Genomic DNA, 23,642 nt, shown 5'->3' with positions numbered 1-23,642 from the left:
CCTGATCCCATCTCGAACTCAGAAGTGAAACGAGACCGCGCCAATGATAGTGTGAGGTTTCCTCATGTGAAAGTAGGTCATCGCCAGGGTTTTATTCTTGAAAGCGGCTTTAAGCCGCTTTTTTTTTCTACAATGAAATCTGCCATAAAATCCATGAATAGTGCTTGGAAGCTCTAAGTTCATTTCTCAACGAATGACTTGAACTTAGTTCATGTCTGAATTTTTTATTTAATTTCCTTCACTTACGCGCGTCCTCATGGGGTTTATAATTGATTTTTATTTAGCTTTAGTTTAAGTTAATTTATTTAAGGATAGGTCGTAGTTTATGTTAGTCCAACGAATTTTGGATTTTATTGAAACTCTAGAAAAGGAAAGCACGCTCACTCCAAGTGATCAGAAGCTATGCGAATGCCTTGTAGATCATTTTTCTAAATGCAAGCCAACTGATACTTTAAATCAGGATGATTTCCTTTTTCTTCTCGCCTGTTATAAAACTCGATGGGAAGCAATTATTGATGATGATGATTATATGCTTAATCCTTCGGCGATTAATCTACATTGGATTGATTTAGCTCGAGAACTGGGCCAAGTGTTACAAACTAATTATTTAAAAATATTGATACCGACTTTGACCAACGAAAAGGATTTAAATGATTTTTCGTCGCTTAATGAAACGGTAAATCTCTTTAATTTTTATCTCGGTTATGGCGATAATACTTTATATAGGAAGCTAAGCTTTTGCAAGCACTTAGAAAAATGGAAATTTGAATTATCGACATACAGATCAGATAAAAGATTAAGCGTTGTTACAATAGATGAATTAGCGCGTCTAAAATTATGTAAGCAAACGGAAAGGGAAGTAAGCGTTGATGCGGAAATTTTCAAAAACTTTTGGGATCTAATGCGTAAAAAGGTTTTTGTTAATTTAAGAGCTCATGGTCGTATGCCCATAGCCTTTTTACCTCACTTAATGGAATTAGTTGAGCGATACTATTTTTTTCAAGCGCATAAAGGGGAATTTACAGAATTCAAAAAAGAGATCAAGAATTTTTTCCATCGTTTATATGAACATGAGCTCGTGGATGTGAACTTCTTGTATGGGTCAAAAATTAAATACAAAGAGAATGAAGAGTACTTATTGGATCTATTTATCGCACTTCATACTGCAAAGAATTTTTCTGATCTGGATTATGAAATAAAGACATTAAGTAAATGGTTATTTAAATATAGTCCTGATTTAAAAGCCACAAGTAAAGAATTAGAACCCGTTTACCAAGAATTATCTGAGGAGATCGAAGAATACCAAGTCCTCTTTGATAAAAAAGATGCTTTTATAAATTGTTGCAAACTTATTGTTTCGTTGTTTACCACTCAATTTGAACTTTCTATCCTCTGCCCGCGTCAAACATCGAGTTTATGGGATAGAGAAAATGTGGTATTTCCCCAGGCTTATGCAATTCTTGGGGTGTTGTTGCCATTTGTTGCAGCAAATAAACCTAAAGCTTTAGAAGCAGCATATGAAGAGATCATCCGTGATATTATTAGTCCTACAAAAAAAGATACTGGCTGGTTTTCCTGCTTTACACGCCATACACAATCGATTAGATGGTTAGAGCTTGTGCAAAAATGTAAGTTAAATGAACTTGGAGTTTATTGGTTTGAACCAGAACGGTTGTTTAATGCATTATTGATTTTTAAAACAAATAATGAATCCGTAAAGACGCGGACTAATCAATTTTTAGATGACATAATCCAAACTTATGCGCAAGATGAAAATGAGCTCATGAAGCAATTCCGGGTTAATGTCTTATTCGCTGAGTTTCTCAATGGGCTGAGCGAACATCACCGTACTCATTTATTGAGATTAATTAAATTATGTGATCTGGACATAGCAAAATCTCGATTTCTTATTAACTGCAGTAAGCATATCAATAATCAAATATCCCGGTTATCTCAAGGTATAGAAAGTTCCTCAATATCCTTTTTTCCTATATTTCAAAAAGCGGATAAGATGGAATTTTTTAAGTTCTCTGAAGTAAAAGATGTTCAATCACTGATAATTGATTATAAAAATCAATTGTACCAGCTTACTCTTGATCCGAGGAAAATGGATATAATAAGTAATTATTTATTTAATATAAGCCAACCGATTTTAAGCATAGCACAAAAAGAAAGCGCTAAGAATTGTAGTCGACCTCTCGATTATATTGGTCAATATAACTAATTTATTAATTGTCTGTTGCACAACCCTGTTTAGATACATGACATTTGAGTACCGAACAGTGGCTTAGATAAAGTCAATTAATTGCATATAGAAAAACAAGGGGTTATGCAAACCTATACGTCGTAAAAGCATCCAAAAGAGTAAGGACAAAATGGTTCTTTTATCCTAACCGAAGGCTTTTTTTGTTGGAATGTTTAATAGCTCAGTAAGTTTTAGGTGTATTGACCACAAAGCTTGATGAAATTTTCATAACGTTTTTCTGAAATTAAACCCTCTTTCTTCGCCTTAATTATAGCGCAATAGGGCGTATCTTTATGGGTACAATTTCGAAATTTGCATTGTGACAAATAGGGTCTAAACTCGGGATAACAACGTGCGATCTCAGCGGCATCTATATGCCATAAACTAAACTCTCTCACTCCCGGTGAGTCAATTAAAGCACCGCCGCTAAGCAAGTGGTAGTATCGTGAGTTGCTGGTTGTATGTCTTCCTAATTCGGATAGTTCAGAAATTTCATTTATAGAAATGTTAGGTTCATGAGGCAAAATACTTGAAATAATTGAGGACTTACCTACTCCGGATTGGCCCACGAACACGCTGATTTGATGATTTAATATGTGTTTGAGTTGTTCCAAACCCTCAGTAGAGTTTTTATTTGTTAGCACAATAGGATAATTTAGTGGTCCATAATCTATGAATAATTGTTCTTTTAGAAGTTCACAGGGTAAATCAGTTTTATTTAATAGAATTACTGCCTTTAAGCCAAGTGTTTCTGCCATAACTAAATAGCTATCAAGTAACGCCCATGATATTTCTGGTTTGGGTGCTATGACAATAATGAGTTGGGTAATATTGGCAGCAACGGGCTTTGCAAGTCCCGAGCTGGTTGGTTTTGCCAAGACAGTACTTCGAGGATAAAGGCTAACTACTACTCCTTGGTTAATTCCTTCTGATTGCCATATGACCTTATCTCCCGCAACCAAAGTCTCTAGATTTGGCCTAATTGAACAACGTATGTGATTGCCCTTTGCATCTTCTAGTTCAACATGTTTGCTAAAGCGAGTAATAACTAAGCCATCAGCCAGATCGTCATGATTTTTTTTGTGCTCATGATAATTTTGTTGAATTTTTTCAATACGGGCAGTTTGTTGTTTACTAATACGTCTTTTACTCATGGTCCTAATCTATAATATAATTATTAAAAATATTCTTAGCTCGAACGAAAATTAAGGCTAAATAATCATACAGTATGAAGGTAAATTAAATTTAATGAAAGTCTACTTAGTGGGTGGGGCTATACGGGATGAATTATTAAATCTGCCAATAAAAGAACGTGATTGGGTTGTTGTTGGCTCTGAGCCACATGAGTTATTGGAAAAAGGATTCAGACAAGTTGGTCGAGATTTTCCTGTTTTTTTGCATCCTGAAACCCGTGAAGAATATGCTTTGGCGCGAACAGAACGAAAATCTGCGCCTGGATATTATGGTTTTTCTTGTAATTTTAGTAAAACAGTATCCTTAGAAGAAGATTTAGCACGCCGTGATTTAACAATTAATGCAATGGCACGAAATGAACAAGGACAGCTTATTGATCCCTACCATGGGTTGAAGGATTTAGAGGCAAAAATACTCCGTCATGTATCTCCCGCCTTCGCTGAAGATCCAGTACGGGTATTGCGTGTTGCCCGTTTTGCAGCACGTTTTCATCATTTAGGTTTTAAATTGGCCGAGGAAACCCGTTCATTGATGTATACCATGGTTCAACGAGGTGAATTAGCTCATTTGGTCCCTGAACGTGTTTGGCAGGAATGGCAAAGAAGCTTAGGAGAAAAAAACCCAGAACAATTTTTAATTACTTTACGATCCTGTGATGCATTGCGGGTAATTTTACCTGAAATTGATCGGTTGTTTGGCATCCCTAATCCATATCGTTATCATCATGAAATAGATAGTGGGGTTCACACCTTATTGGTCTTGCAAGCGGCAGTAACTTTAACTGAAGATCCTGTGATTCGATTTGCCGCATTAGTGCATGATTTGGGTAAAGCGTTATCGCCTATGGACAATTGGCCAAGTCATCATGGCCATGAAGAGCGGGGAGTTAGCATTGTAGAAACTCTATGCTCTCGATTACGAATTCCTAATGACTATCGTTCCCTGGCTATTTTGGTTTCACGCGTTCATTTAAACATCCACCGCTTATTTGAATTGAAAGCGAGCACGATAGTAAAAATTTTGGAGCAGAGCGATGCATTTCGTCGTCCCCAACTCTTCTATAATATGCTAATTGCCTGTGAAGCGGATGCATCAGGTTGTGGTCGGTCTATTGAATATCGCCAAAGTAAATTATGGAGCTATTTGCTTTCTGAATGTGCTAAAGTGAATAGCCAAGCGATCATTGCTGAAGGGTATAAGGGTGAAGCAATTAAACACACCCTACATCAAAGACGAGTGGCTTGTGTAGAATTGATATTAAACTCCTGGAAAACAAATGAAAAATAATCAAAATTTAATTTGGATAGATTTGGAAATGACAGGACTTGAGCCTGAAAAAGATAGGATTATTGAAATTGCTACTGTGGTGACCGACCCCCATTTAAATATTATTGCTGAAGGTCCAGTTTTTGCAATTTCTCAAGCTAAAATGCTGCTCGATGGCATGGATTCCTGGAATACTCGGCAGCATGGACAATCCGGTTTAGTTGATCGCGTTTTACAAAGTCAAATTAGCGAAGCACAAGCAGAGCAGTTAACCATCGAGTTTTTAAAGCAGTATCTAGATAAAGGTAAATCACCAATGTGTGGCAATAGTGTGTGTCAGGATAGGCGGTTTCTTTACAAATACATGCCAGATCTTGCTGCATTTTTTCATTATCGAAACTTGGATGTGAGTACACTAAAAGAATTAGCTATTCGTTGGCGACCTGAATTATTAAATGGAGTAGTTAAAGAATCAAAACACCTTGCCCTAGACGATATTAAAGACTCTATTGCGGAGTTAGTATATTATCGTCACCATTTTATAAACATGTTGGATGTAAAGAAATGATACAAAGAGAGCGACTGGAATTACCTAATGATGCAGACAAGTTATTGTTGCACTCATGTTGTGCACCTTGTTCAGGTGAGGTCATGGAAGCGCTTATTAGTTCGGAAATTAATTTTACTATCTTTTTTTATAATCCGAATATTCACCCTATTCAAGAATATGAAATTAGAAAAAACGAAAATATTAGTTTTGCAGAAAAGCACAATATCCCATTTATTGATGCTGATTATGATAAGGATAACTGGTTTGCTCGTGCGAAGGGTCTAGAATGGGAACCTGAGCGGGGTAAACGATGTACTATGTGCTTTGATATGCGTTTTGAGCGTACGGCATTATATGCTCACGAGCATGGGTTTCCGGTAATTAGCAGTTCTTTGGGAATATCACGCTGGAAGGATATGAATCAAATTAATGATTGCGGAATTCGTGCGGCAAGCAAATACCCTAACCTAGAATATTGGACTTATAATTGGCGAAAAAATGGAGGTTCAGAACGCATGTATGAAATTGCCAAGCGTGAAGAGTTTTATAAACAAGAATATTGTGGATGTGTATATTCTTTACGTGATACGAATGCATGGCGTAAGCAAAAAGAACGTAATCGAATAAAAATTGGCATTAACTATTATGCTGAAGAAAAAAAAGAAGATCAAAAAAACGAAGGAACATTATGAGCACGCATTCTCATGGTGGTTCACATCACCAACACCATCACGGAGCAAAGAATGCTCCCATGGCTTATGATAAAGCCTTTATTATTTCCATAGTTGCTAATGGCATCTTTGTACTGATTCAAATTATTTTTGCTTATTTATCAAATTCGACCAGTTTATTGGCTGATGCGTTTCACAACTTAGGCGACGTTTTAGGTTTGGTTTTAGCATGGATTGCTACCGTACTTATGAAACGCGCACCTACAATGAAAGCAACCTACGGCTTAAAAAAAATTTCCATACTCTCCGCATTGGCAAATGGAATCTTGCTCGTTTTTACATGCGGTATTATCGCCACGGATGCGGTCTATAAGTTGTTTTCACCGTCTGAGGTTCAAGCTTTCTCTGTTATGATTGTCGCAGGGATAGGTATTGTCATTAATTCTGCTACCGCCTTATTGTTTGCACGTGGCTCCGACGATTTGAATATTAGAGCCGCTTATTTACATTTATTCTATGATGCCTTAGTTTCCGTAGGTGTTGTTTTGTCAGCAGCCTTGCTGTATTGGACGGGGTGGCAATGGATAGATCCAGTGGTTGGTTTACTCATAGCATTAGTCATACTCAAAGGTACATGGGCTTTATTTGCAGGTAGTTTCAGATTAATTATTGATGGTGTTCCAGATAATATCTCTTGGACTGCTGTAAGCGATTTTTTATTGAGCAAACAAGGCGTGAAAGGATTTCATGATTTACATATTTGGGCAATGAGTACTCAAGAAAATGCCCTGTCAGTTCATTTGTATATGCCTGATAATGAACTTTCAGATGCATTAAGAGCAGAGTGGGTTGAGCAGTTACGTCAAGAATTTAATATTCAGCATGTTACTATTCAGGTGGAAAAGACCCAAACAGATTGTAATGATGCATGCCATCAACCTAAGTTTCTATAGTAAAAAATCGATTTGCGCGCTGATTGGGATGTTACTGAGTTAAATTTGCCTCCCAATCTCCAATACTTGATACAACCTCAATCCCATCAATTGATCAACAACCCCTATTATTGCGTTAACCTGCTAAACTATAAGACATATGACATCTCTTAAGTAGGAAAAAAAGAGAATGGATAAGTCTTATGAGAATAACGAAACATTCTCTGATCCATTATTAGATTGTTTAGTAATTTTAACTATGCTAAATCATCGCCCGTTGTCTGCAGATGTACTTCGTGCTGGATTACCGCTGGAAAATAATAAATTTACCCCCTCCTTATTTGTACGTGCAGCGGAACGAGTTGGATTTTCAGCACGCATAGTGAAACGATCCCTTCAGCATATTTCAAAATTAGTTTTACCGGTTGTGTTGCTTTTAAAAAATGATCAGGCATGCATCTTAAAAAATATTATTGATTCTGAAACAGTCGAACTCATTTTGTCGGATCATGGAGGAGGGGTTCAACAAAAATCATTCGATGATTTGGAGGAAAGTTATATTGGACAAGCTATCTTTATTGCTCCCGTTTTTAAATATGAAACTCGAGCTGAAGCAGCACCAACAGAAAATATAGATAAGCTTTCCTGGTTCTGGAGTACCTTATCCCGTTATCGCTATATTTACATGCAAGTTGTTGTTGCGGCATTCATAGTCAATATTTTCAATCTGGTTATGCCCTTATTTATAATGAATGTATATAACCGAGTCATTCCTAACAATGCCTATGTCACTTTATGGGTACTTGTTGTTGGGGTTTTGATGATTAATTTTTTTGATTTTATATTAAGACTATTACGTGGTTATTTAATTGACGTGAGTGGAAAAAAAGCCGATGTGGTGATGGCAAGCACTTTATTCCAACAAGCAATAAGCATTCGCTTAATGAACAAACCCAACTCGGTCGGTGCTTTTGTAAATAATCTGCGAGAGTTTGAAGTGCTTCGCGATTTTTTTACTTCCGCAACACTAACTACAATTATTGATTTACCCTTTGTGCTTTTGTTTTTTGTACTTATCGCGTATTTAGGCAGCTGGCTTGTACTGATTCCCCTTATTATAGTGCCGCTTATCTTACTCGCTGCATATATTATTGAGAAACCTATGCGTGAAGCCGTATTAAAATCCTTGCAAGGAGCCATGCAAAAACATGCATTATTAGTGGAAACAGTAACGGCTATTGAAACAGTTAAATCGTTAAATGCTGAAGGACAAATGCAAAAAAAATGGGAACAATATGTGGGTACTACCGCCCGAGATTCACTAAAAATGCGCTATTTCTCAAATTTGATAATCACTATAACCAATTATGGTCAAGGGTTTATTACGGTAGGTATGATTGCCTTGGGTGTCTATATGATTGAGGAAGGAAGCATGACATTAGGTGGCTTAATCGCCACAAATATTTTGGCGGGAAGAATTTTAGCTCCTCTTTCTTCATTGGCGGGAATTTTAACCCGGTTGCAGCAAGCCAGGTTATCATTGGAAAATCTGAATCACTTAATGTCATTGCCTGTGGAGCGTCCAGAAAATAAACGTTTTTTACACCTGCCTAAAATAGAAGGAACCATAGAATTCGATAAAGTTAGTTTTCAATATCCAGGTCAACAGCTCCTAGCCCTTGATCATGTTTCTTTTAAAATAAAGGCGGGGGAACGGGTAGCCATAATTGGCCGTATTGGTTCGGGTAAAAGTACTATTCAACGGTTAATTCTTGGTTTATATCAACCGAAAGAGGGAAATATTTATATAGATGGGATTAACATTGAACAACTAGATCCTGTTGATTTAAGAAAGAACATGGGCTTTGTCCCCCAAGATAGCATGCTATTCTATGGAACAGTCCGAGACAATATTTCTATGGGAATGCCCTGGGCTGATGATGCAGCAATTATCAATGCAGGTTATCTTGGTGGTGTAGACCGATTCGTAAATCATCATCCAGAAGGATTTGATATGATGGTAGGCGAGAGAGGGGAAGGCTTATCTGGAGGACAGCGTCAATCTATTGCCCTGGCGCGTGGACTACTATCTAATCCCCCCATCTGGTTATTTGATGAGCCAACCAGTGCCATGGATATGGCCACAGAACAAGAAACGATTCAGCGCTTATTAACTCTTAAAGAAAGTAAAACCATTATCTTAGTAACCCATAAAGTATCATTATTTCCTTTAGTTGACCGTCTTATCATGATGGATAATGGCCATATTATTTTAGATGGGCCTAAAAATGAGGTGATTGAAGTTCTACAAAAGGCACAGGCACTGGAGAAACAAAAACAAACCCAACCGTTTTCATCTTCAATACCCAATCAGGAAGGTAAATAAACATGTCTTTGAAGAAAAAGAGGAAAGAGAAAAAATTTTTTTCAGAAGATGAAGATTTTATTGCTGACTCTAAAGCAGCGTTGTTATCGAAAACAACAATGGTTGCGAACAGTATTCTTTTTATTGTCTTAATGCTTATTATCTTGGGAATAATTTGGTCTTATTTTGGAATGATAGACGATGTTGTTATTGGTGAGGGAAAAGTTGTTCCTTCATCAGAAGTTAAAATTATCCAAAGCTTGGATGGTGGAATTATTAATAAGATTTTGGTTCAAGAAGGGGAAATAGTTCGTCCTAACCAAATTCTAGTAACTCTGGATGATACTCGGTACAAGGCAGATTATAAAAATGGTTATCATCGATATCTTGCTCTTTCGGCCACAGTCGCCAGGCTAACGGCACAAGCTTATGGTAAACCAAGTGTTCAGTTTTCTGCTGAGTTGAAAGAAAATGCTCCTGATCTCGTAGATAGAGAAAATTATTTATTTAAAACCCAACTCGATTCACTTCATTCAGAATTAGAGAATTTAAAACAATATTTAGATCTGGCGAAAGAGCGCACTAAAATGTATGAGAAATTAACACTCAAAGGGTATGCATCTAAAGCGGAATACATTCGCACTCAAGAAATTATTGCAGAAATTCAACAAAAAATATTAGAGAAAAAAAACCAATATCAAAATACTGCATGGACTGAACTTAACCAGCAAAAAGCAGAGTTAATGAGTTTGACTGATTCATTAGCTTCTTTAAAAGATAAAATGGTGCGTACTCAACTAAGATCCCTCGTTTATGGTGTAGTTAAAAAAATCAATATTAAGACGGAGGGAGGAGTTGTTAGTCCAGGTGAAGATATTTTGGAAATTGTTCCTTTGTCAGATAAGTTACTTGTTGAAGCAAAAGTAACACCGAAAGATATCGCTTTTATTCATACGGGACAAAAGGTATCAGTTAAGATCACAGCCTATGATTATACGGTCTATGGCAGTTTAAATGGAGTTGTTACTTATATCAGCGCGGATGCAATTGAAGAACCAAGCACTAAATTCTCTGCGGCAACACCAATAACCTACTATATGATACGTGTACAAACCGATAAAAATTATTTAGGAAACGATAAACATAAATTACCGATAATTCCGGGTATGACCGCCAATGTTTTTATTAAAACGGGGAAAAAAAGCGTTTTGGATTATATTCTTAAACCCATATTTAAGGCCAAAGAGGAATCGTTCATGGAAAGATAAAGATTACTACCTTGTAATTTTAACTCGTAAAAAGGATTTTTTTGCATCCATGGATTTGAATAAAATTTAACCAGTTACTATACTTATCTCATATATGTTAAGTGAAACTCCCGCTACTTGAAAGTATCGATTTGTTCAGGTGTTTTAATAACGCGCAGGTACTAAAGTCATGGAGGAATTCAGAACCTTGCCCGCATGGTTTAGGTGTTCTCATGGCTGCTTCCACTATTACTTCCCCTAGTAATGAAGCATTAGCTCTACTACTAAAGACGATCCGCAATAGTAATCAAGAATCAATTTTAGCGCAGAAAATAACTTCTTACGGTAATGGGAATTTAAATTTAACCCTCAATACCAATAATGGGGTAGGTTTTATAGGAAATGGGAATAATAATGTTTCCTTAATGGGAAATAATAACATTCTTACAGTAGGTAATGGCAAAGATACTCTCTCAGTTTTAGGTAATAACAATCTTCTAATTGTAGGAAATGGCAACAATTCGGTCACACTTTCTGGCATCAATGAAACCTTATTTATGGGAAATGGTAATAATCTAATAAATGCTTTATCTTCTTCGGGCAAGGATGTTATTACAGCAGGTAACGGAAATAACACTTTGAATCTTGGATATGCCCATGTAGTGAATAGCATGGTACAACTAAGTGCCGCAAATTTTTCAGTAACCTTAGGCCAAGGCATTAACTCCGTACACTCCGTAACTACAGGGAATACAGTTATCAACTTGGGGAATAATAAAAATAGTGTGGATGCGGGTGTTGGTTCTTCTGTTATAAGAGGAGGGAACGGTGCCGATAAGATGACTTATGAGGCTAATCTAAATGCCATTGCCCACGGAGGATCCTCTATATATAACGGAGGTAAAGGTATTGATGTTTTAGAACTGAAAGTAAGCTATGGACAACTTACTTCTGCGAATTTTAAAAATAATATTCTAGGTTTTAAAGCGGCTGTAGCTTCAGGATCAGAAGCAAACAGCTTTTTCAAATTTTCATCCATTCCTTTAAGTGTTAAAGGTTTTGAGCAAATAAAAATCGTGGCTCAAGATCTTGGAGCACCTAAAGTTTCATTTACTCCAACTTCAGTTCGCGAAAGCGCTCCTGGTGCGACTCTAGGCACTTTATCTGCAACAGATATTGATGCTAAAGATCAACACTATTGGTTAATTATGAACAATAATGCCAATGGTTCCCTTAAGTATGTCGTAGCCAATGAAAGTACCCAAGTAATTAAGGGCTCAACCTGGTTTAATGGGGTAAATGGACCTGAAACACTAAAATTAGCTGCTGGAGTAGTACTTAATGATTCAACTCCCAGTACATTACCGATTACTGTGGCCGTAGCGGATATAGCTCAATTACAGGCAATTAAAGCCGGTACTTTACAGGTTAGTGCATTACCTACTCATACTTACAACGTCCCAGTTATTGCGGTTCCAGTTCCTCCTACCTCATTACATGTAACAAGTCCTGGAGGAAACGAAAATACACCGATACCATTAAATATAAGCGCTACAACACGTTATACGGGTGACGTATTATCCTATAAAATCACTGGGGTTCCAGCGGGTGCTTCTTTATCTGCCGGGACACACAACCAGGATGGTAGTTGGACGCTTACTGCAGCACAAATTAATGGTTTAACTTTTAAATCTGGATTAAATCAAGTGTCTGGCTCTGTGACTCTTAATGTAATTGCGACATCTACGTCTCCCAAGGGTTTATCCGCAAGTATTCACCAATCAATAAAGGTTGGAGTTAATCCTGTTGCTGATGCCCCTATCTTAAGTACCCAGGCGGTAACTGGGAATGAAGGTTCCGCCATACCTCTTAATATAAGCGCCAAACTTCCAGTGGGAAACACCACGGATGTGCTGTCAGTAAAAATTGGCAATGTACCTTCTGGAGCTACTCTAAGTTCAGGAGGGATTGCTTTAGTCGCTAATACGGATGGTACTTATACGCTCAGTGCGAGCCAACTGAAGAATCTTTCCCTTACCTTAAATGGGCAATTAGCCACCACTGCCAAACTTGCCTTAGCAATAACTGCCAAATCAACAGTAGGAACTTCAGTAGCCACGGCGACAGCAACGCAAGTTGTAACCGTCAATCCCGTTGCCGATACTCCTATCTTAGCTACACATTCGGTTTCAGGAAATGAGGGCACTGCCATACCCCTTGATATAAGCGCATTGCTTCCCGCAGGAAACACTACAGATGTGCTGTCAGTAAAGATTGGCAATGTTCCTTCTGGAGCGACTCTAAGTTCAGGAGGAACTGCTTTGGTCGCTAATACGGATGGTTCTTATACTGTGAATGCGAGCCAATTGAAGAATCTTGCCCTTACCTTAAATGGTCAATTATCCAGCACCACCAATCTTGCTTTAGCAATAACCGCTAAAGCAACTGTCGGGACTTCAGTCGCTACTGCGACGGCAACGCAAGTTGTAACCGTTAAACCTGTTGCCGATACGCCTATCTTAGAAACGCATCCGGTCTCCGGTAATGAAGGTACTGCCATACCCCTTGATATAGGCGCCTTACTTCCCGCAGGAAACACTACAGATGTGCTGTCAGTAAAGATTGCCAATGTTCCTTCTGGAGCGACTCTAAGTTCTGGAGGGACTACTTTGGTTGCTAATACTGATGGTACTTATACGGTAAATGCAAGCCAATTGCAGAATCTTGCCCTTACTCTAAATGAGCAATTGGCTAGGACTACCAATCTTACTTTAGCAATAACCGCTAAATCTACTGTTGGAGCTTCAGTCGCAATTGCAACGACAACGCAAGTCGTAACCGTTAATCCCGTTGCCGATACCCCTATTTTAGAAACCCAGACGGCTACTGGGAATGAAGGCTCCGCCATACCTCTTGATATAACTGCCTTACTTCCCGCAGGAAATACCACCGATGCATTGTCCGTAACCATTGGTAACGTACCTTCAGGAGCGACACTAAGCTCTGGAGGAACCGCCCTAACGGCTAATGCGGATGGTACTTACACACTTACTGCCAGCCAATTGCAGGATCTTGCTATTACGGTAAATGAACAATTGGCCACCACCACCGATCTGGCCTTAGCAATAACTGCCACTTCTACGGTCGGGAGCTCAGTAGCCACTGCGACAGCCACGCAAGTCGTAACCGTTAATCCCGTTGCCGATACTCCTATTTTAGAAACCCAGACGGCTACTGGGAATGAAGGCTCCGCCATACCTCTTGATATAACTGCCTTACTTCCCGCAGGAAATACCACCGATGCATTGTCCGTAACCATTGGTAATGTACCTTCAGGAGCGACACTAAGCTCTGGAGGAACGGCCCTAACAGCTAATGCGGATGGTACTTACACACTTACTGCCAGCCAATTGCAGGCTCTTGCCATTACGGTAAATGGACAATTGGCCACCACCACCGATTTGGCCTTAGCAATAACTGCCACCTCTACGGTCGGGACCTCAGTAGCCACTGCGACAGCCACGCAAGTCGTAACCGTTAATCCCGTTGCCGATACTCCTATTTTAGAAACCCAGACGGCTACTGGAAGTGCAGGTGTCGCCATACCTCTTGATATAACTGCCTTACTTCCCGCAGGAAATACCACAGATTCGTTGTCCGTAACCATTGGTAATGTACCTTCTGGAGCAACTCTAAGCTCTGGAGGAACTGCGGTGACGGCTAATGCGGATGGTACTTACACACTTACTGCCAGCCAATTGCAAGATCTTTCTATTATGGTAAGTGGAGATTTAACGGATACAACCAGCCTTGCATTAACTGTAACGGCTTATTCCAGCGTAGAAAATTCAGTTGCTACTGCCACAGCAACTCAATTAGTTACCGTTACTCCTATCGATTCAGGAACTCTATCTTCAGGAAATGATGGTGCAACCACGACAACAGATGGTTCCACTGCAACAACGACGACGGGTGCAACCACGACAACAGATGGTTCCACTGCAACAACGACGACGGGTGCAACCACTACAACAGATGGTTCCACTGTCACAACGACGACGGGTGCAACCACGACAACAGATGGTTCCACTGCAACAACGACGACGGGTGCAACAACGACAACAGATGGTTCCACTGCAACAACGACGACGGGTGCAACCACTACAACAGATGGTTCCACTGTCACAACGACGACGGGTGCAACCACGACAACAGATGGTTCCATTGTCACAACGACGACAGGTGTAACCACGACAACAGATGGCTCAACTGCAACCACGACGACAGTTGCCACTGCGACAATTGCAGATGGTTCAACTGCAACAACGACAGATGCAACTGCGACAATTGCAGATGGTTCAATTGCAACAATGACAGATGCAACTGCAACAATTGCAGATGGTTCCACTGCAACAACAGCGACAGGTGCAACTGCTACCACTACCGATGGTTCAATTGCGACAGCGGTAGATAGTTACACTCTGACCACGGATGGTTCCACTGCGACAGCGGTAGATATCTCCACTGCAACAGCGATAGATGATGCTGGGGCTGTTCCAATAATTGACTTAACTCAACAAGATAGTATTTTAGATGTAAGTACATATAGTATTTTAAGTGTAACAAGCTCAACTGGGACAGCAATAGATGGCTCAACTGCGACAGCAGTAGATGGCAGCACTGCGACAGCAATAGACAGCAGCACTGCGACAGCAATAGACAGCAGCACTGCGACAGCAGTAGACAGCACCACTGCGACAGCAGTAAGTTCAATTGCGACAGCGGATAGCTCGATTGCAACCGTAGATGGTTCAACTGCAATAGTGTCTAGCCAAACAAATGTTACTCTATCTTTACAAGGGACATTTACCGATATGGGTATAGGTGGTGTAGAAGTGAATTCTACCCTTATCTAATTGAATAACGCTCTTTGAGTTCCGAAGTTTGTCATCAAGAGGAAGAAGGTTTAACCCACCTTCTTTTCTTGATGATGGCCTAACTAGTCTCAAATATAGGTTAAATTTTTGTTGTTACTAACGTTAAACCCTGTTTATAACTCCTACAAGCAAGTGTTTCTTCGCCCAGTTTTTCATGCAACTGTCCTTGAGTTTCATAGGCTAAAGCAGTAGGTTCTATTTCGTTAGATCGTTCAAGATAATATTTGGCTTTTCCCCACAATTTTCGTTTCATGCATATTTGACCTAAACATAAATAAAGGGCCGCTGAATGGGCATTTTTTTTCAGTAATCCTTCAGCAAAAGCCAATTGTTTTTCATCGATTGGTAAGAGACTATAGAGTCCAATCAATTGCGGATTAAGGTCTTTGCGCAGTGCACGACGTAATAGGTCATTTGCATTAGTGTAATCTGCTTTTTTTAATAAGAAACGGACATATTCTGCGATAATATTCGGTTCGTTCGCTAAAGCTTTGGGTAATGAATGGAAGAAAGCCTTCACCGCCTCAGATTGATTTTGTTTTACAAGATCAATAAGACGTTGCAAATAAGCATTACGCTGTAATAATTCAAATTCTTGCGGATTAATAACCTGATATTTTTTTAAGTCCGGCAAAATTTGAATGAGTTGTGGCCAGTCTTTTACCTCTTGATAAAGTTGCATTATAAGCTTTAAAACATAAGGATGACGTGGAGCTATATCATGTAAGTGCTTTAGTGTTGCAAGCGCTTGCTCCCATTGATGATTTGCAAGTTGTAATTCGGCTTGAGTTAACTCCACGGCAATTTTAGCCTCAGGCATGGAATGTTGCGCCTCACGTAGATAATCATCGCGTAATTGATTGTCCCCCATTTTTTGGGCGGCCCGTGCAGCAGTTAAATAATTAAGTAAAGGTGTATCCGTATTCGGTAATGCTTGAATCAAATGATTTTTGGCTTTTAACCAATATCCTTCACTGTACTCAATTAATCCTTTTCGGGTAATTGCTTGTGCTTTTTGAGTCAGTCTTTTTGAATGCCATTGAGCTAATGTACTTGGCGTGTGTGAAATTTTCTGACATAGGCGCAAAATAAGATACATAACAAGGAATAAAAGAATGATGCCAAAAACAGCTACCCAGACTGTAGTTTCAATGGTCCATTGGTTGATCGCAATTAATACATAGCCTGGGTCTTTATTGAGTTGAATTCCTAAAGCCACGGAACCTAGTAAAATCAAGAAAGCAAAGAGAATACGCATCATTATTGATTTCCTCCTTGTCCGTCATTTAAAGATTGAGTTTCCGGAGTTTTTTTTGATTGAAGCAATTCATTGAGCATCGGGAGTGCAGATCCCATGGCTGGTCTTTTTTGAGTTACATTCTTTTGTTGTAACTCCGTTAGTTTTTTGATTAAAGCAGCAGTGTTAGGCGTCTTTTCATTAAAATTCATTTTAAGACTACTAATCGCTTGTTTCAGAACCAGTTGGTAAACCGACGGCTCATTATTAAGAACAGCCCATTGCGCTTCTTGAAGATTAAGGCGGAGCTTTTCTTTAAGTAATGCTTCAAATAAAGGAGAAATCAAAGGTTCAATCCCTTGCTCATGTCGTCGAATTACCACAAGCTTTTCCAATGCATTCAAACTCCCTTGTAATCGCCCTTTCCAGGTAGACGAATCATTTGCTGTAGGTGGGCTATTTTCTGATGAATGAGTATTTCCCTTCATCGGTAACGGAATACTCAGATCATCGATGCTGTTTTGTGCTGCATCCAGTTGACTAAGCAGTCCAGCAATATCAACTGTGGGAAGGGCTTGAATTTGTGCTATTTCTTTTGCTATCGCTTGTCTTATATTCAAAATTTTGGGGTCGTTGAGTTGTTTTAAGAGCTGATCGGATTGCTCCAACAATGCAACAGTTGCATCAATTTCGTTGCTCCAATGGGAATTAATTTGTGCTAATTCAAGATAATAACGTGCCTTAAGGAGAAGCCAATCCTGATTTTGATAAAATTTTTGTTGCAGTGCATTTTGTATTTGTTTGCTTAAATTTTCAAATTTGGCTTGCCACTGTGTTTGTATTTCTTCAGTCTTATTTTCTCTTGTATTCGTTAATTCCTGGGCTTGGACTTGGCTTTGCTCTAATTGTTGGAGCTGTGTGGAGAAATTATTTTGCGTTTTACTTAGTTGCGTTTCCAACTGGTTGTTCTCAAAAAGAGTATAAGCAGCAACTCCTAGCGAGCCTAATGCAACTATAAAAGCTAAGATGGGTATCAGGGTTTGATTTTTACATAATGGTGAATTATTTATAGGTTTCGTCTTTTCATTGTGCGAAGTATTGAGTGTTTTTTTTACTTTTTGTACTTGTTCTTCATTGCTGGCCATAAGTTAATCCTTGTTTACGTAATCAGACAATGCAGTCATTATATGATTAGGGTTACAAACCTTAATATTTTTTATACTCATCGATGAAGCAACTTGAGCCAGGCGCTCGCTGATTAAAAGCCATTTTTTATTACGGAGCCATTCCTGGGCCTCTTGTTCAAACATTTTAAAAAGGTTATGCAGAGACTGTTCGCTTGTTAACAGTATAATGTCCACTAAATCATTGCGCCATATAGACTCGATCAATTTCGGGCTAATTTGCGGGATAACCCTTTGATATACTTTTAGAATAACAAGGTTCACTTCCCGTTTTATTAGTTGCTCCTCGATAAGTGGCCTGCCTCCTTCACCTTTAAATAGTAGCACGTTTTGATTGGCTGGTTGTTTTAATGTTTTTAATGCTAATAAATGTTCGCTGTTAGGAATATTGGGAATTGCGTGGACTTTTATACCAAATTTTTGAAGTGCCGCAGCACTACCTTGACCGATTGCAATGACATGGGCTGATGAGGGCCATTTAATATGTTGTCTGTTTAATTGAGTAAAACAGTAATGAACCGCATTGGCGCTAATGAAAATCGCTTGATCCACTTTCTTTAAATCCGGCAATAGCTGGAGCCAATTATTGTCTGTCGCTTTAATCTCTAGAGTTGGGAGTTCGACTACAATTCCTCCCGCCTCGCGAATACTCTGACTCAGCTCCTGCGCCTGATCGTGTGGACGGGTATTTAAAATGCGCAAACCGTGAAGTGAGTTACTCATTTTGGTACTGATGCAAGAAGGTTTGCCGCTCCTTGCGCCAGTAACGATTGGGCGCAAAGTTCAGCCAAGCGTGTTGCCTGTTCCAATGGCCCAATTTGCACGCTCTTAATCATTTGTGAGCCATCAAGGCTCAGAACTTTTGCTTGCAAAGAAAGTTGGTTGTTCTCTATTGGTACACAAAAAACAGCCAAAGGGACATGACAATTACCGCCCAATAAGGCATTAACTTTTCGCTCCGCATGCACACAAATAGCTGATACGGGATCATTAAGTTCGGTAATTAGCGCATGCATTTCATGATCGTCAGCCCTACACTCAATAGCTAAAGCACCTTGGCCACAAGCAGGAAGCATGATTTGAGCTGATAGTTGTTCCTGTATAGAATCCATAAATCCCATACGTTCAAGACCCGCAGCAGCAAGAATAATCGCGTCATACTCCCCTGATTTGAGCTTCTCAAGACGAGTATTGATATTTCCTCGTAAGGACTTGACACTCAAATCTGGTCTGTATGCCAATAATTGAGATTGTCTTCTAAGACTTGATGTTCCAACAATTGAGTGTGCGGGCAAGGTCTGTAAATCGGTATGTTGATAACTGACAAAGACATCAAAAGGATTATCTCTTTTGCAGATTGCCGCTAATCCGAGACCTTCAGGAAACTCTGCAGGCATATCTTTTGAAGAATGAACAGCAAAGTCAGCTCTTTTATCCAGCAATGCTTCTTCGAGCTCTTTGACAAATAAACCCTTGCCGCCAACAGCGAGAAGTTTGTCCTTGAGAAACTTATCTCCAGAGGTGTTCATAGGTAATAAATCAATCTGTAAATTCGGCCATTTATTTAACAATAAATTCCGGACATGATTGGCTTGCCACAAAGCCAAAGGGCTTTGACGGGTTGCTATACGTAAGGTTCTTGAATACATACGATACGGCATTTTGGAGAGCATGCCGTATCATACTATGTTCATTACGTAGATGCACGCACAGAAAGAGCGATAAAAATGTAAGTCCATCCATTCACAATCATATCAATAGCAAGAAACATCCCAATAACCCATAAGCCACTAATTGGCCACTGCATGATGATTAAAACACCAAGAATAATGGTAATAATTCCTGCAAATAATAACCAACCCCACCCTTTGTCGTTTTTTAGAGAAAAGGCTAGAATTATTCGTGTGAGGCCAATAACAATTAAAACCCCAGCTAATAGCGCAGTAATCAATGTAGATGCTAAAAAAGGATCATACAGAACTACACCCGCACCGATTAGGTATAACACTGCAATTATGGTTTGCCAGAGAATACCACTCCAGTCCCGATGTTTGAAAATATCAATAAAATGGGAGATTGCGGAAATAATTAATAAGACAGCAAAAAAATACATGCTTACTAAGGTTAAGCCAATGACCATGCTCAAGCCAATACAACCTAGAAAAACAAGTAATATCCCTAACCCTAACAGCAACCCCCAATTTCGCCTTAAAGCACCAGGAGTGTATAGTTCATTTGTATTTGTCATATCCCTTCCTTGTTGTAATGCATCCGTAACTTGATACTCTTGAAATATACCCTAATTCTCAAAGGGTTGTCGATTAACTTGTAGGTTTCTAGATGAGCTTATTTGCTCGAAGTTTAGGTAAAACGACAGATTATTTATAAGTATCGTAAAGCGCATGAGACTTTTGTTTATAATAGGCCCAATATCGATCTCCATAAGACCAATGCCAATATTCGTAACCATAATTTACGAAGCCTACAGTTTCTAAGACATGACTCATGATTTGGCGATTTTGTTTTGCTTCGTTAGAAATAACTTCTGAGACCGTGAATGACAGGGAGCCATCTAAATCTTCCATCCAATCTTTAGGATGAATTCCCATATCAATTGCCTCTCCTTGTTCATTGATTAAATAAACATCAATTGCAGCGCCTGTCGAATGAGGCGGGATATTTGATGAACCATCTAAGTTGATAACCGGAGAGACCAATCGGGTTGTTTCAGTAAAAATTTCTTCTGATGACCAGTCGGAATGTTTATTTTTAACTTTTTCATAGCGTGTTTCAAAAAGGAATTTTTGTAATGCCAGACTTCGATAACTTTCATACAAGCAAAAACGTAATCCTTTAGGCAACAAGGATTGAGCTTGGTTTAATTTTTCATAAACCGTTTTTCGCATTTTTGTGTAATCCGTATTATTTGCTATTTCTGGAGACGGCCCATAGCTGATTTCAGCATGATTGATTACATCAATCATCGGATCGTGATTTTCGATCACCGGAATGGCAATTATTTTAGGATCGGCAATAAGCAAAATAGAATCTTGCATGGGGAAGTCTGACATTTTGAATCCTTATAGCTTATTTTTTTGCCATAGAAGCGAATGCTTCCGCTGCATTTTTTCTGCTTTCTTCAACTGTTTGATCCTTGATGTGCGTGGCAATCATCCATGAGTATCCGAAAGGATCTTTAATGAAACCGGCACGATCGCCCCAAAACATGTCAGCTACCGGCATTATTATTTGACCTCCAGCAGCAACTGCTTGTTGAAAGAACGTGTCTACATCAGAAACATATATAAAAAGTGTGATTGGTGAATTCCCAAGAGTTTCCGCACTTTTGGAACAATGTTCTCCTTCCATTTCATCACCCATCATAATAATTGAGTTACCAATTTGAATCTGAGCATGCATAATGCCTTTTTCATCTAAAGATGGGAAAATTTGTAACGCTTTAGCGTGAAATGCTTGTTTATAAAATTCAATTGCTTTCGCACAATCTTTAAAAGTTAAAGAGGGTGTTACAGTATGAAAACCATCAGGAATTGCTTGGACCATTTTTCGCTCCTTAGTTTTTTTAATGATCCATTATAATTTGAAGAGGGTGTCCTGGATAGAAAATCCTTTTATTTGGTTTTAATCCTGCTGGAAAAAAAATTCACTTCTAGGTATCATTCTAAATTATGATCATGAGGTGTATGGGCATGAGGTTGCAGTTTTTAATGTCATTGTTTTGTTGTTCATTTGTATTGTATGCAAGTGATGAAGCGCAGCAACGAGAAATTCAATTAAGAATTCAACCTGTGGGAAAAGTTACTGTACAAGGTGAAGCTCAGACCGATAATAGAGCAATGAGTACGGTAGAGACCAAAGAGCTTGGACAAGAAACATACCAGCAATTTTGTATTGTTTGCCATCGAGACGGTCTAGCGGGGGCCCCAAAATTCAGAAACGAAGAGGATTGGAAACCGCGATTAGCCCAAAAAGAATTAAATGATTTACTTGCTTCTTCAATAAAAGGTTTAAATGCTATGCCTGCAAAAGGAACGTGTATCAAATGCAGTGATGAGGATCTTAAGGCTGCTATATCCTATATGTTGCCCAAATCATGAGAAAACCTACGTATAAAAAAATTCAAACTTTTAATGCAATGCTGACTGTGTTTGTATTATTTGCTTCGTTTTACTTTCAATACGTGGTTGGTCTTATTCCTTGTCCCTTATGTATCATGCAACGCATTTGTGTTTTTTTGTTGTTGGCAGTTATGGGATTAAGCTTTCGAACTTTAAAAAAGGCGCACATTATTAGTCTGTTGCAAATCATAATTTCGTGTGCCGGATTATTTTTTGCTTTACGTCAATTATGGTTACAATCTTTACCTGCGGGAGAAGCACCGGCCTGTATGCCTGGTCTTGATGTTTTAATCCGTTATTTTCCCTGGCAAACTGTAGTGAAAGCTTTGTTTTGGGGTAGTGGGGATTGTGCTGAGTTGAATTGGAAGATGTTGGGAATCTCTATGCCAGGCTGGTGTGCTTTATACTTTCTATTCATGGCGTTAATGGGATGTTTCTTGTTTTGGCAGACTCGACGAAGTGCGCTTCACGAATATTGAGCGTATGAAGGAAGCAAAGATTAGGGTTAAGTCGTTTATCCATTCCCGGAATCTTGGATTCCTCTTTTTTCAGACTGTGTATACCTAAATAGTTTTTGAAGTATTGAACTGCCGATTTTGGCTACTACTAGCCACTTCGCATTCAGTTCCTAAAGTAGCTAAATAAGAACTGGATTTATATTTTTCCGGATGTGCGAAGCGAAGCATCTGATTTTTAAAGTGGACAATACGAGCTAGTGACTCGGGAGATTGGATTAAACTGATTTTGTTCAATAATTCCAGCAATATGTGTCGGGGCTGGTGGCAGATGATCAACATATCACAACCTGCGTTAAGAGCTTCCCCTGTTCGAGTCATTAAATTGCCAATATCTGCGCCAGTCATGCTCAAACAATCGCTTAAAATCAACCCTGTAAATTCCAATTCATGGCGTAAAATTTCCTGCAACCAAACTGTTGAAAAGCCAGCAGGCTTATTGGCATCAATTGCTTTATAGGTAACATGCGCGGGCATGATCGCACTAAGAAGCCCCTTGTTAATTAGCTCGATAAACGGTTTTAAATCTTTGGTTTTTAACTCATCTAAGGAGGCAAGAGAAACGGGCATCGTATTATGTGAGTCGCCACTTACCGAGCCGTGCCCGGGAAAATGTTTGGCCACGGCTGGCATTCCTGCTGCATTCATTCCATCAATAAAAGCACCAGCCAAAGAGGCTATTACATCAGGATTAGGGTGAAAAGCCCGATCCAAACGGGCAATAATAAGGCTTTTATCATGAACATCAAGAACTGGAGCAAGGCTTAAATCTACACCGCAATTTAATAGGTCTTTGGCCATAATTTCGCCATATTGTCTTGCCAGTTTGATCCCTACTTCTGGATTCTGATCGTAGATATCACCATAAACGCGAGGAGCGGGCAATGCACGAAATCCCTGACGCAAAAAGCGTTGCACAAAGCCACCTTCATGATCGGTAGTTATAAAAATATTAGAATTGATTGCACGGATTTCATCAATCAAAGAGTTCAATTGTTGTGGACTTGAAAAGTTGCGGGTGAAGAGAATTACGGAACCTACTAATGGATGTTTTATGATTTCCCGTTCAATGTCTGAAAGTTCCGTACCTTCTATATCGATCATGAATAAACTAGAATTTGAACTGGGCATAAACATATATCCTTTTTAGAATTGTGGAT

General features: G+C 39.1%; 19 protein-coding genes and 1 rRNA gene. 11 read left to right on the top strand and 9 right to left on the bottom strand.

What is annotated here, in order from left to right:
- Positions 1 to 89 (top strand): 5S ribosomal RNA (gene rrf, locus ACWTE2_RS30460); the annotation flags it as partial.
- A 236-nt stretch (positions 90 to 325) separates the two neighbouring features.
- Positions 326 to 2,224, top strand: a complete 1,899-nt coding sequence (locus ACWTE2_RS30455) for a hypothetical protein (protein WP_454785692.1) — start codon at positions 326 to 328, stop codon at positions 2,222 to 2,224.
- 212 nt (positions 2,225 to 2,436) lie between these two features.
- On the opposite strand, the gene rsgA is transcribed toward ACWTE2_RS30455, so the two are convergent.
- On the bottom strand, positions 2,437 to 3,399 hold the full coding sequence (rsgA, locus tag ACWTE2_RS30450; protein WP_454785691.1) for a small ribosomal subunit biogenesis GTPase RsgA: 963 nt from the start codon (positions 3,397 to 3,399) through the stop codon (positions 2,437 to 2,439).
- Between the two features lie 94 nt (positions 3,400 to 3,493).
- On the opposite strand from rsgA, the gene ACWTE2_RS30445 reads away from it, so the two are divergent.
- From ACWTE2_RS30445 to ACWTE2_RS30415, 7 genes are all read left to right on the top strand, one after another.
- Complete coding sequence (locus tag ACWTE2_RS30445; RefSeq protein ID WP_454785690.1) at positions 3,494 to 4,726, top strand: multifunctional CCA addition/repair protein; 1,233 nt, start codon at positions 3,494 to 3,496, stop codon at positions 4,724 to 4,726.
- A complete protein-coding gene (gene orn / locus ACWTE2_RS30440) occupies positions 4,716 to 5,273 on the top strand; it encodes an oligoribonuclease (protein ID WP_182392365.1) in 558 nt (185 codons plus the stop codon). Before ACWTE2_RS30445 ends, orn begins: the two co-directional genes overlap by 11 nt.
- Positions 5,270 to 5,947: an epoxyqueuosine reductase QueH gene (locus ACWTE2_RS30435; RefSeq protein ID WP_454785689.1), complete on the top strand. Its 678-nt coding sequence runs from the start codon at positions 5,270 to 5,272 to the stop codon at positions 5,945 to 5,947. Before orn ends, ACWTE2_RS30435 begins: the two co-directional genes overlap by 4 nt.
- Positions 5,944 to 6,879, top strand: a complete 936-nt coding sequence (locus ACWTE2_RS30430) for a cation diffusion facilitator family transporter (protein WP_454785688.1) — start codon at positions 5,944 to 5,946, stop codon at positions 6,877 to 6,879. Before ACWTE2_RS30435 ends, ACWTE2_RS30430 begins: the two co-directional genes overlap by 4 nt.
- Before the next feature lie 169 nt (positions 6,880 to 7,048).
- Positions 7,049 to 9,244 carry a type I secretion system permease/ATPase gene (locus ACWTE2_RS30425; protein ID WP_454785687.1) on the top strand — a complete coding sequence of 732 codons (2,196 nt, stop codon included), beginning with the start codon at positions 7,049 to 7,051 and terminating at the stop codon, positions 9,242 to 9,244.
- 2 nt (positions 9,245 to 9,246) lie between these two features.
- Complete coding sequence (locus ACWTE2_RS30420; protein WP_454785686.1) at positions 9,247 to 10,491, top strand: HlyD family type I secretion periplasmic adaptor subunit; 1,245 nt, start codon at positions 9,247 to 9,249, stop codon at positions 10,489 to 10,491.
- A 212-nt stretch (positions 10,492 to 10,703) separates the two neighbouring features.
- Positions 10,704 to 15,386 (top strand): beta strand repeat-containing protein, encoded by a 4,683-nt coding sequence (locus ACWTE2_RS30415; RefSeq protein ID WP_454785685.1) that lies wholly within the window; start codon positions 10,704 to 10,706, stop codon positions 15,384 to 15,386.
- A 100-nt stretch (positions 15,387 to 15,486) separates the two neighbouring features.
- Here the strand turns inward: ACWTE2_RS30415 and ACWTE2_RS30410 are convergent, their stop codons facing one another.
- The 7 genes from ACWTE2_RS30410 to ACWTE2_RS30380 form a co-directional block, all read right to left on the bottom strand.
- Complete coding sequence (locus tag ACWTE2_RS30410; RefSeq protein ID WP_454785684.1) at positions 15,487 to 16,668, bottom strand: heme biosynthesis HemY N-terminal domain-containing protein; 1,182 nt, start codon at positions 16,666 to 16,668, stop codon at positions 15,487 to 15,489.
- The gene (locus ACWTE2_RS30405) at positions 16,668 to 17,789 is read right to left on the bottom strand and encodes a uroporphyrinogen-III C-methyltransferase (RefSeq protein WP_454785683.1); all 1,122 of its coding nucleotides are present in this window, start codon (positions 17,787 to 17,789) and stop codon (positions 16,668 to 16,670) included. Before ACWTE2_RS30405 ends, ACWTE2_RS30410 begins: the two co-directional genes overlap by 1 nt.
- Before the next feature lie 3 nt (positions 17,790 to 17,792).
- Complete coding sequence (locus tag ACWTE2_RS30400; protein ID WP_454785682.1) at positions 17,793 to 18,551, bottom strand: uroporphyrinogen-III synthase; 759 nt, start codon at positions 18,549 to 18,551, stop codon at positions 17,793 to 17,795.
- Positions 18,548 to 19,477, bottom strand: coding sequence for a hydroxymethylbilane synthase (gene hemC / locus ACWTE2_RS30395; RefSeq protein ID WP_454785701.1), 930 nt, complete (start codon positions 19,475 to 19,477; stop codon positions 18,548 to 18,550). Before hemC ends, ACWTE2_RS30400 begins: the two co-directional genes overlap by 4 nt.
- Before the next feature lie 44 nt (positions 19,478 to 19,521).
- Positions 19,522 to 20,076, bottom strand: a complete 555-nt coding sequence (locus tag ACWTE2_RS30390; protein WP_182392374.1) for an HdeD family acid-resistance protein — start codon at positions 20,074 to 20,076, stop codon at positions 19,522 to 19,524.
- A 130-nt stretch (positions 20,077 to 20,206) separates the two neighbouring features.
- On the bottom strand, positions 20,207 to 20,899 hold the full coding sequence (locus tag ACWTE2_RS30385) for a M15 family metallopeptidase (protein ID WP_454785681.1): 693 nt from the start codon (positions 20,897 to 20,899) through the stop codon (positions 20,207 to 20,209).
- A gap of 16 nt (positions 20,900 to 20,915) precedes the next feature.
- Positions 20,916 to 21,392 carry a VOC family protein gene (locus tag ACWTE2_RS30380; protein ID WP_454785680.1) on the bottom strand — a complete coding sequence of 159 codons (477 nt, stop codon included), beginning with the start codon at positions 21,390 to 21,392 and terminating at the stop codon, positions 20,916 to 20,918.
- A gap of 146 nt (positions 21,393 to 21,538) precedes the next feature.
- Here ACWTE2_RS30380 and ACWTE2_RS30375 point away from each other — a divergent pair, with 146 nt between their 5' ends.
- A complete protein-coding gene (locus ACWTE2_RS30375) occupies positions 21,539 to 21,946 on the top strand; it encodes a c-type cytochrome (protein ID WP_454785679.1) in 408 nt (135 codons plus the stop codon).
- On the top strand, positions 21,943 to 22,446 hold the full coding sequence (locus ACWTE2_RS30370) for a disulfide bond formation protein B (protein WP_454785678.1): 504 nt from the start codon (positions 21,943 to 21,945) through the stop codon (positions 22,444 to 22,446). The genes ACWTE2_RS30375 and ACWTE2_RS30370 overlap by 4 nt, the downstream gene beginning before the upstream one ends.
- A gap of 84 nt (positions 22,447 to 22,530) precedes the next feature.
- Here ACWTE2_RS30370 and nagZ read toward each other — a convergent pair whose 3' ends face one another.
- Positions 22,531 to 23,613 carry a beta-N-acetylhexosaminidase gene (gene nagZ / locus ACWTE2_RS30365; RefSeq protein WP_454785677.1) on the bottom strand — a complete coding sequence of 361 codons (1,083 nt, stop codon included), beginning with the start codon at positions 23,611 to 23,613 and terminating at the stop codon, positions 22,531 to 22,533.
- Positions 23,614 to 23,642: the final 29 nt, after the last annotated feature.

This window comes from Legionella nigrisilvae (genome assembly GCF_977063395.2).
The sequence above is the reverse complement of the archived record's forward strand: the minus strand, read 5'-3'. Positions and strand labels throughout refer to the sequence as shown.